The organism is Stenotrophomonas sp. STEN021 (genome assembly GCF_056760175.1).
Window position 1 is genome coordinate 36,138 of record NZ_JBRREH010000034.1, and the last position, 9,615, is coordinate 45,752.

Genomic DNA, 9,615 nt, shown 5'->3' on the forward strand with positions numbered 1-9,615 from the left:
GCCTGCAAAAAGGTTCCGGCAAGGCCTCTACGGAATCGTTTACTGAATATTCAAACCACGCCGCATTCAGCCCCGAACGAATGACAAAAACCTAACAACTTCAGCCATTTAAGTTTGTCACGGCGCGATTATGACTTCCGCCGAACGGGCCCGGGTGGAGGCCGCTTTCTTGCCCGTCACCTGGATCCGGCTGGCTGCCACACCGCCCGCCACCAGTGCGTCCTTGAGTGCCTGTGCGCGCCGCTGACCAACGCCGTTGGCGCTGTCATAGGCCTCGATCACCACCCGTCCCTTCTTGCCGATGTTCAGGTATTCGGCCAGCGCTTTGGTCTGGTTGCGGGCGCCGCCGGACAGCGCCGCCTGACCTGCCGCAAAGGCATCGCCGCTGAAGGTGTAGACCTCCCCCCGACCATCGAACTTGGAGGCCGGCAACTTCTGCCCAGAGACCAGCTCGGCTTCTTCGCGGGCCAGCTTGGCCGCGTTCTGCTGGGCCGCGCTCAAACGCTGCTGCTGGCGACCGGCAACGCTGGTCAGCGCGGTTTCCGCATCCTGACGGGCCAGCGTCTCGGCCTCGGCAGCCAGGCGCAGGCGCTCGGCCTCTTCGGCCTGGATCTGGGTCTGTACCCGCAACTGCTCCGCTTCCTGACGGGCACGGGCGGCATCGCGGCGGCTGGCCTCGATCAGCAGTTCACTGCGGGTACGCTCCAACTCGCCGACCTCACGTCGCGCCAGCGCCGCGCGGCTGGCCGCCTCGGCAATCGCGACGCGGCGCTCAGCCAGATAACGGGCATCGTCCAGTTCCTTGCGCTTGGCCTTGGCCAGCGCCGCGATGGCTTGCTGGGCCTGCAGCTTCTCGAACGAGGCCACATCGGCCGTGGCCATATCGGCCTGCAGCACCATCAGCCGGTGATTCAGCGCACCCACCGCCGGGTCTTCCGCCGCCAGCGCCAACAAGGGCACAGCCAACAGGCCGACAACCACCAGATTCCTGATCCGCATCAACGTCCCTCCCCTGTCGCCAACTGGCGTTGCAGCTGTGCAACCTCGGCCTTGCGCTGGGCCAACTGGGCCTGCGCGACCGCTTCCTCGCTCTGTGCCCGGGCCAGATCGGCATCGGCGGCAGCACGTAGCGCCAGGATCGGCGCCTGCTTGCGCAGGCGGCGGTCGCTGGCAGCCTGCTGAGCCTGACCCAGCTGCTGGCGGGCCATGGCCATCGTGTCCGGCGCGTACTGATCGGCGTCGGCGCGATCGGCTTTCTCGACTGCCTGTTGTGCGGCAAGCAATTCCATTGCGCCCGGATCCTGCGCCAATGCGCTGCCGCATAGCACGAATGTGCAGGCGGTAGCACACAGGAATCGTCTTAATTGTGCGAAGCTAGATTTCATTGGGGAGCCGTGGCTTGGGTGACTGAGCGCGGCCATTGTGGTCAAGCCAGAGGCGTGCTTGCAACGGCACGCCGCCGTTTGTTGGGGAAAATTTCGCATGGATATCGGCTATTTCTTGAAGCTGATGACCGAAAAGAATGCTTCGGACATGTTTTTGACTACCGGAGCGCCGGTTTACATCAAGATTGAAGGCAAGTTGTACCCGCTGGGCAATACCGGCCTGCCACCGGGGATGGTCAAGAAAATCGCCTATTCGCTGATGGACGAAGGCCAGGTACCGCAGTTCGAGCGCGACCTGGAGCTCAATATGGCCATCGCCCTGGCCGACGCCGGGCGTTTCCGCGTCAACGTGTTCAAGCAGCGCGGCGAAGTGGGCATGGTCATCCGTGCGATCAAGAGCCGCATCCCCAGCATCGAGGAGCTCAACCTTCCGCAGGTGCTGAAGGACGTGATCATGACCCCGCGTGGGCTGGTGCTGGTGGTCGGCTCGACCGGCTCGGGCAAGTCGACCTCGCTGGCCTCGATGATCGACCACCGCAACAGCACCTCGACCGGGCACATCCTCACCATCGAGGACCCGATCGAGTTCCTGCACAAGCACAAGCAGTCCATCGTCAATCAGCGCGAGGTCGGCCTGGATACCCACGCCTTCCACAACGCGCTGAAGAACGCGATGCGTGAGGCGCCGGATGTGATCCTGATCGGCGAGATCCTGGACGCCGAGACCATGGAAGCGGCCATCGCCTTCGCCGAAACCGGGCATCTATGCCTGGCCACGCTGCACTCCAACAACGCCGACCAGACCATCGAGCGCATTCTCAACTTCTTCCCGGAAAGCGCGCACAAGAACGTCTTGATGAACTTGTCGCTGAACCTGCGTGCGGTGGTATCGCAGCGCCTGGTCAAGGGCAAGGACGGCCGTCGTCGCCCGGCCACGGAAGTGTTGCTCAACACGCCGATGATCCGCGACCTGCTGCGCCGTGGCGAAGTCCACACCATCAAGCAGGCAATGGAAGAGTCGCTGGAAGAAGGCATGCAGAGCTTTGACCAGTGCCTGTTCCGGATGGCCAAGGACGGCATCATCGAGCAGGAGGAAGCGCTGCGCGCAGCTGACTCGCGCGATGGCCTGGCGCTGAAGTTCCGCCTCTCCGAAGGCAGCAGCGGCGAGCATGATCCGTATGCGGACTTTGCGGTGTCGGCACCGGCAGCGATTACGCACGGATTCTGAACTGACGGTTCGCGCAAAAAGCCCCGCATTGCGGGGCTTTTTGTTTGGGGTGCTACCGCCGCGAGCTGGCCCGGATTGTTGTGGCTTTTGTGGGAGCGGCGTCAGCCGCGAAGCTGACAATCCATCCAAAGCAGCAGATCACCTGATGCCGGCGAAGTTGGAGTACGGCACCATCAGTGGCTTCGCGGCTGACGCCGCTCCCACAACCATCCAGTCGGGCTAAACCGCGTCGATCTGGTTTTCGGGGCGGGCTGCATCAAATGCCGGCAGCATCAGGCAGGCTGCTTCAATCCGCTGCAGGGTCGGATACGGGCTCAGATCCAGATTGAAGCGACGTGCGTTGTACAGCTGCGGCACCAGGCAGCAGTCGGCCAAGCCAGGCTCAGCGCCATGGCAATAGCGGCCGGTGTCGAACGAGCTCGCCAACATGGTTTCCAACGAGGCGAAGCCAACCCGCATCCAATGCAGCGTCCACTCATCGCGCTCGGGCTGCGGCACGTTCCATTCGCGGTCAAAGAACTGCATCACCCGCAGGTTGTTCAAGGGATGGATGTCGCAGGCCACCTGCTGCGCCAGTGCGCGTACGCGCGCGCGGCCACCCGCGTCCGCCGGCAACAGGGCCGGCTCGGGGAACACCTCGTCCAAGTACTCAAGGATGGCCATCGACTGGGTCAGTACACGCTCGCCATGACGCAGCGTCGGCACCAGCTCCTGCGGGTTCAACGCAGCGTAATCCGGCGCATGCTGCTGACCACCGTCGCGCACCAGATGTACCGGCGTGAGCGCGTACTCCAGACCCTTCAGGTTCAAGCCGATACGCACGCGATAAGCGGCACTCGAGCGCCAATAACTATAGAGCGTCAGCCCTGCTTCCATGTCAGATTCCCCCTCACGTGCCACCACAATAACGGCTGGCGGTGAGGATTCCTTCACCACCAGCACAGTCAACGCGCCAACTGCTTTATCAGGGACGCGAAGCCTGCTCGATGCGCTGCTCAATCGCACCAAAAATGCTGACACCGTCACGGTCCAGCATCTCGATGTGCACCACGTCACCAAAACTCATGAACGGCGTTGACGGCTTACCGTCGCGCAGGGTTTCGACGGTGCGTTGTTCGGCAAAGCACGAGGCGCCCAGTGCGGTGTCTTCGTTGGCGATGGTGCCCGAGCCGACAATGGCACCTGCCGACAGCGGACGGGTCTTGGCCGCGTGCGCCACCAGTTGGGCGAAGTTGAACTGCATGTCCACGCCGGCTTCCGGCGCACCGAACCACTTGCCGTTGATGTGGGTCACCAGCGGCAGGTGCAGCTTGCTGTCCTGCCAGGCAGCGCCCAGCTCGTCCGGGGTCACGAACACCGGGCTCAGCGCCGAGCGCGGCTTGGACTGCAGGAAGCCGAAGCCCTTGGCCAGCTCACCCGGGATCAGGTTGCGCAGGCTGACGTCATTGACCAGGCCGATCAGCTGGATGTGACCAGCAGCCTGCTCCGGCGTCACAGCCATCGGCACGTCATCGGTGATGACCACGATCTCGGCTTCCAGATCGATGCCGTAGTCCTCGCTGATCACCTTCACCGAATCGCGCGGGCCATAGAAGCCGGCACTGGTGGCCTGGTACATCAACGGATCGGTGTAGAAGCTTTCCGGCACTTCGGCGCCGCGCGCCTTGCGCACCCGCGCCACGTGCGGCAGGTAGGCACTGCCATCGACAAACTCGTAGGCCCGCGGCAGCGGCGCTGCCAGCGCCTGCATGTCCACGGCGAACTCACCTTCAACGGTGCCGGCATTGAGCTGCTCGGACAGCGCGTTCAGGCGCGGCGCCAGATTGGACCAGTCTTCCAGCGCCTGCTGCAGGGTGGCGGCAATGCCAGCGGCCCGTACCGCACGGGTCAGGTCACGCGAAACCACGATCAGAGTGCCGTCGCGGCCGCCATCCTTCAGGGAACCAAGCTTCATGGGAGTGTCCAGTCTGCGGAGAAATAAGTTTCAATTGTAATGAATAAGCCAGCTACCACCAGCCTCACCAGTCGAATGCTGAACGGGCGTTTTTGTGCCAGCCGAAACATTCCCTTAGACTAGCGCGGTCTGCCAGCGGCCGTCCGTTTCCCTCAGGGATCGCCGGCGGTGCAGGATCAGCGGCCATCTGGCCCATCCGCCCGCCCGCCCCCACTCCGACGCCTATCGTCACGCATTCCAGCCAGCGCACCGCGTTGGTTGCATCCCAGATCTTGCAGCGCGGTTTACGGGAACGCTCCGAGATCAGCTGGTCTTCAATGATCAGCAACGCAAGCCCCTGCGGGCGCGCGTTCTTCAAGTTTCGGAGTACTCCATGTCGTTTGAAAACCTGGGCCTTGCGCCCTTCCTGCTGCGCGCGCTCGCCGAGCAGGGCTACGAAAACCCGACCCCGATCCAGGAGCAGGCCATTCCGCTTGCGCTGGACGGCCGCGACCTGCTGGCCGGCGCCCAGACCGGTACCGGCAAGACCGCCGCGTTCGGCCTGCCGCTGCTGCAGCACCTGGCAACCTCGCCACAGAGCGTGGGCAATGGCCCGCGCCGTCCGCGCGCCCTGGTGCTGGCACCGACCCGCGAACTGGCCACCCAGGTGCATGACAGCCTGCGTGGCTACAGCAAGTACCTGCGCATCCCCAGCGCCTGCATCTACGGTGGCGTCGGCATGGGCAACCAGCTGGACATGCTGCGCCGTGGCGTCGACCTGCTGGTCGCCTGCCCGGGCCGCCTGATCGACCACCTGGAGCGTCGCAGCGTCGACCTGTCGGGCGTCGAGATCCTGGTGCTGGACGAAGCCGACCGCATGCTCGACATGGGCTTCCTGCCCTCGATCAAGCGCATCCTGGCCAAGCTGCCGCGCCAGAATCGCCAGACCCTGCTGTTCTCGGCCACCTTCGAAGACAGCATCAAGCAGCTGGCGTTGGAGTTCATGCACAACCCGGAGCAGATCCAGGTCACGCCGAAGAACACCGTTGCCGAGACCATCACCCACCGCGTGCACCCGGTGGATGGCGCGCGCAAGCGTGAACTGCTGCTGCACCTGCTGGCCAAGGATTCCCGCGTGCAGACGCTGGTGTTCGGCCGCACCAAGCACGGCTGCGACAAGCTGGCGGATTTCCTGGAGAAGTCCGGCATCAAGACCGCGGCAATCCACGGCAACAAGAGCCAGGGCCAGCGCCTGCGCGCACTGGCTGACTTCAAGGCCGGCCGCGTGACCGTGCTGGTGGCCACCGATATCGCTGCCCGCGGCATCGACATCAACGAGCTGCCGAAGGTCATCAACTACGACCTGCCGATGGTGCCGGAAGACTACGTGCACCGTATCGGCCGTACCGGCCGTAACGGTTCGACCGGTGAGGCTGTGTCGCTGGTTGCCCAGGACGAAGCCAAGCTGCTGCGCCAGATCGTGCGTCTGCTCGACCGCGACATGGACATCCGTGACGTGCCGGGCTTTGAGCCGCACACCCCGATTCGCTGGGGCAACAGCGCACCGGGCAAGGCTGAGCATCCGGGCGGCCACAAGGCACCGCGTCGCGGCAACGGCGGCCATGCGGCACGTCGCCCGACCGGCGATGCACCGCGCGGCGGCCGTGGCGGCCAGCCGCAGAAGCCGGGCGGCCAGCGCAATGCCGGCAATGGCCAGCAGCGTCGTGATGCGCACCCGGGTGGTGGTCAGCGTCGTGGTGGTGGTGGCGGCCGTGGCCAGAGCCGTACCAGCGCCTGATTCCAACGTCTTGTTGGGATGAGATGAGTTGCAAAGAAAGGCCGCCCCCTTGAGTAGGCCTTTCTGGTTTATGGGTGTTGAGTTTTTGTTTTGTACGACGGTCAAATCAGTGGCAACAGCGCCCCTCATCCGCCCCTGCGGGGCACCTTCTCCCGCATGCGGGAGAAGGGAGGGCTCGTCATTGCCACGGCGAGAATCAGGCACCGCGCTTGCCCCGACCGGCGGTGACCAGACGCTTTGGCTTTGGCTTTGGCTTTGGCTTCGGCTTTGGCTTCGGCCTTGGCTTCGGCCTTGGCTTTGTGGCCCTGGCTTTGTGGCCCTGGCTTTGTGGCCCTGGCTTTGGCCCTGGCTTTGGCTTATCCCTTCTCCCGTTTACGGGAGAAGGTGCCCCGCAGGGGCGGATGAGGGCAGCTTTTCGCTTTTGCGATACCCGCTGCATGCATAGACAAAGCAGGACAGCACGGTGCTACGCACCGCCCCCTCACCCCAACCCCTCTCCCGCATGCGGGAGAGGGGCCAAAGCCTTACTCCCCGCGCTGACGCGGGGTACTCAGGTGGTTCGCCTGCAGCAAGGCATTGAGCAACAACCGCTCGGTGCCATGCCAATACTTGCGATGCGCCGGATCATCGGCAAACAACACCACATTGCCACTCCCGGTCGGCACCACCTGCAGATAGCTCGAACCCGAGACCGGCGCACGATTGGCATCGGACAGATAGCCATTCACCACCGGCGCGCGGTCAATGTTCACCACATTGAGGAAGGCATTCTTCACCGGCTCGAATACCAGCCCGCCTTCCTTGTTGACCCAGATGCGACGCTGCTGCACACCAAAGCCCAGCGGATGGGTCGGATCGATATCAGCGCTCAGGATGTTGCCGCTGACCCGACCCAGCGCGAACACATCACGCACCGTACCGAAATCCAACCGCTCAGCCTCATCCTTCTTGTCGCCTTCGCGCAGCTTGGCTTCGGCAAGACCCTTGTCGATCGCCCAGCGCGCGCCGCTGCCATACACCACCAGCGAACCACCGGCGGCAATCCAACGCTTCAGCGCAGCCACACCGGCATCACTGACGTTGGCATAGGTACCACCCGACAGCACGATCGACGTATAGCGCGCCAGATCAACGCTCGCCAGCTGCACAGGATCAAGCTTGGTCGACGGCAAGCCCAGCGAGGTATCCAGCGAGAACCAGGTTGAACCAATCTCGGTCGCGGACACGCCCTCGCCCATCAGCAGGGCGATGCTCGGCGTGCGCAATACCCGCACATTGTCGCTGCCCAGATCGATGCCGCTGGCAGCACGGCCACTGGCCAAGGCGTAAACCGTGACACCGGCTTCCTGCGCACGCGCCAGCACCTTGGCCTGCAACGATTCGGCGTCCAGGGTCTGGCCCGCAACCGGAATCACCACCGCACCATGACCGAAGGCCACATCACCGTTCGCAGTAGCGGCAGTGAACGGCTGGTGCGCGGTGCGCACACGCACGTTGTCGCGCAGCAGCCCGCCCAGCAGGCGGAAGCTGCCAAAGTCACGTGCATCGGCCACATAGGCGAAGCCGGCACGGCCGCCGCTGATTCCACCTTGCGCCGCAGGCACGGCGTCCACCGTCGCGCCGCTCGGCAAGGCACCACGACTGCCCGCATAGCGAAGGCCGTAAGCAGGCGCCACGGCATACGAAGTGCCGCTGTAGAACACATCCCCCTTCACCGCCGGCGTGAACTCGAAGATCGAATGTGCGAGGCGGAACTGCGGCTGCCGTGCCGGCACCACGTATGCCGAACCGGCCTGGAAGCGTTTGCCATCCACGTCCACATCGCGCGCCAGCGCATGCACCTCGATGCGATGCTGCAACAGTACCGCCAGCAGCTTGCGGGTCAGCGTGGCATCAGCAGCATCACCAAACACCCAGTCGTGCACCGGATAGGCGGCCGCCTGCTTCAAGGCGCTGCGAAAAAACTCCTTCTGCAGCGCGAACAGGCGATCACGGTCTTCCACCACACCACGCACGCTGGCCAGGCCGGTAGCTACCTGGTTGCGGACGGTGAAGTTGAAATGCAGCGGGCCATTCACCGATTCCTGTACCAGGCCACGCGAACTTGCCTGCTCCACTGTCACACCTACCGCACCGTGGAAATCCGGATAGGTCGAACCATAGATCGGCGAGAAGTTGTCGAAGTTCTCGCCGGTGTAATACAGCGAGCCAAGATCATCCAGGGCCTTGGCATGGAAACGTGCCAGCCACTTGTTCGCCTCGTACGAAGACTTGGGCAGCAGCGGGCTTTCCATGCTCTTTGGTGACGGCTCGAAGTAATACGTGCTGTCCTTGCCCATCTCATGGAAGTCGATCTGGATATTCGGATACCAGCGATGGAACTGCGCGACCTTCGGCCAGCTGTCGGTCTGCGCCAACGCCAGCCAATCGCGGTTGAGATCGGTGAAGTAGTGATTGACGCGACCACTCGGGAACGGCTCGACGTGCTCCTTGTCGGCCGGATCAGCAGATGGCGGACGCGAACCCCATGCGTTATGCCAGTTGGCGGCACGGTCGCGTCCATCCGGGTTCTGTGCAGGATCGATCACCACAACAGCCTGATCCAGCCAGCGCGCGGTTTCCGCATCCTGGTTGGCGGCCAGGTAGTAAGCGGTGAGCATCGCAGCTTCACCGCTGGAGGTTTCATTGCCGTGCACGCTGTAACCCAGCCAGGCCACTGCCGGTGCATCGGCGCCGGGCAAGGGCTGTGCGGGATCGATCAGCGCCTGCCGTTGTGCGGCGATCTCGGCGCTGCGCGCGTGGTTGCGTGCCGAAGTGATGGTCATCAACAGCAGCGGGCGCTGCTCGTAACTTTGACCGATGACTTCGACCTTGACCTTGTCCGATACCCGCGCCAGTTCGTTGAAGTAGGCCACCAGCTGATCATGCCTGGTGTATCGACTGCCGATTTCGTAGCCGAGGAACTGCTGCGGTGAAGGCACCTTCGCATCGAATTGCTGTGCGGTGGGGAAGTAGTAGCTGTTCTGGGCATAAGCCGGTGACAGGCTGACAAGTGTTGCCAGCAACAGCACTGGCAGCAGACGTGAAAAGCAGAACGACATGGGTGTAGCACTCCCCTATTGCATGAACGTTGTTGCGAATATTTGCTGTCAGCACGACCTGTAGTGGGGGGGGGGGGGGGGGGGGGGGGGGGGGGGGGAGCGGCGGGGGGCCCCCGGGGCGGGCGAGGGGGGCAGCGGGCGGGGGCCCCGGCGCAGCGAGGGCGGGGCGA

8 protein-coding genes are annotated in these 9,615 nt (G+C 63.8%); 2 read left to right on the plus strand and 6 right to left on the minus strand.

The genetic code is table 11. From position 1 onward, the window contains the following. Positions 1 to 117: 117 nt before the first annotated feature. Positions 118 to 999 carry an OmpA family protein gene (locus ACVOL0_RS09495; RefSeq protein ID WP_481548874.1) on the minus strand — a complete coding sequence of 294 codons (882 nt, stop codon included), beginning with the start codon at positions 997 to 999 and terminating at the stop codon, positions 118 to 120. Further along, positions 999 to 1,385 carry a DUF4398 domain-containing protein gene (locus tag ACVOL0_RS09500; RefSeq protein ID WP_481508021.1) on the minus strand — a complete coding sequence of 129 codons (387 nt, stop codon included), beginning with the start codon at positions 1,383 to 1,385 and terminating at the stop codon, positions 999 to 1,001. Before ACVOL0_RS09500 ends, ACVOL0_RS09495 begins: the two co-directional genes overlap by 1 nt. Before the next feature lie 97 nt (positions 1,386 to 1,482). Here ACVOL0_RS09500 and ACVOL0_RS09505 point away from each other — a divergent pair, with 97 nt between their 5' ends. After that, positions 1,483 to 2,613 (plus strand): PilT/PilU family type 4a pilus ATPase, encoded by a 1,131-nt coding sequence (locus ACVOL0_RS09505; protein WP_481548875.1) that lies wholly within the window; start codon positions 1,483 to 1,485, stop codon positions 2,611 to 2,613. 219 nt (positions 2,614 to 2,832) lie between these two features. On the opposite strand, the gene maiA is transcribed toward ACVOL0_RS09505, so the two are convergent. From maiA to ACVOL0_RS09520, 3 genes are all read right to left on the minus strand, one after another. Further along, the gene (gene maiA, locus ACVOL0_RS09510) at positions 2,833 to 3,489 is read right to left on the minus strand and encodes a maleylacetoacetate isomerase (RefSeq protein WP_481548876.1); all 657 of its coding nucleotides are present in this window, start codon (positions 3,487 to 3,489) and stop codon (positions 2,833 to 2,835) included. A gap of 88 nt (positions 3,490 to 3,577) precedes the next feature. Beyond that, positions 3,578 to 4,567, minus strand: coding sequence for a fumarylacetoacetate hydrolase family protein (locus ACVOL0_RS09515; protein ID WP_481548877.1), 990 nt, complete (start codon positions 4,565 to 4,567; stop codon positions 3,578 to 3,580). Between the two features lie 64 nt (positions 4,568 to 4,631). Next, complete coding sequence (locus ACVOL0_RS09520) at positions 4,632 to 4,925, minus strand: hypothetical protein (RefSeq protein WP_282266806.1); 294 nt, start codon at positions 4,923 to 4,925, stop codon at positions 4,632 to 4,634. A gap of 15 nt (positions 4,926 to 4,940) precedes the next feature. Between ACVOL0_RS09520 and ACVOL0_RS09525 the strand changes: the two genes are divergently transcribed. Next, on the plus strand, positions 4,941 to 6,344 hold the full coding sequence (locus ACVOL0_RS09525) for a DEAD/DEAH box helicase (RefSeq protein WP_282266803.1): 1,404 nt from the start codon (positions 4,941 to 4,943) through the stop codon (positions 6,342 to 6,344). A 524-nt stretch (positions 6,345 to 6,868) separates the two neighbouring features. On the opposite strand, the gene ACVOL0_RS09530 is transcribed toward ACVOL0_RS09525, so the two are convergent. Further along, positions 6,869 to 9,445 carry a M14 family zinc carboxypeptidase gene (locus ACVOL0_RS09530; RefSeq protein ID WP_481548878.1) on the minus strand — a complete coding sequence of 859 codons (2,577 nt, stop codon included), beginning with the start codon at positions 9,443 to 9,445 and terminating at the stop codon, positions 6,869 to 6,871. Positions 9,446 to 9,615 lie beyond the last annotated feature (170 nt).

Bases quoted from the DNA above. Each gene is read 5' to 3' on its own strand.
- ACVOL0_RS09525 (WP_282266803.1), top strand. From the start codon at position 4,941: ATGTCGTTTGAAAACCTGGGCCTTGCGCCCTTCCTGCTGCGCGCGCTC.
- ACVOL0_RS09530 (WP_481548878.1), bottom strand. From the start codon at position 9,445: ATGTCGTTCTGCTTTTCACGTCTGCTGCCAGTGCTGTTGCTGGCAACA.
- maiA (WP_481548876.1), bottom strand. From the start codon at position 3,489: ATGGAAGCAGGGCTGACGCTCTATAGTTATTGGCGCTCGAGTGCCGCT.
- ACVOL0_RS09505 (WP_481548875.1), top strand. From the start codon at position 1,483: ATGGATATCGGCTATTTCTTGAAGCTGATGACCGAAAAGAATGCTTCG.
- ACVOL0_RS09515 (WP_481548877.1), bottom strand. From the start codon at position 4,567: ATGAAGCTTGGTTCCCTGAAGGATGGCGGCCGCGACGGCACTCTGATC.
- ACVOL0_RS09495 (WP_481548874.1), bottom strand. From the start codon at position 999: ATGCGGATCAGGAATCTGGTGGTTGTCGGCCTGTTGGCTGTGCCCTTG.
- ACVOL0_RS09500 (WP_481508021.1), bottom strand. From the start codon at position 1,385: ATGAAATCTAGCTTCGCACAATTAAGACGATTCCTGTGTGCTACCGCC.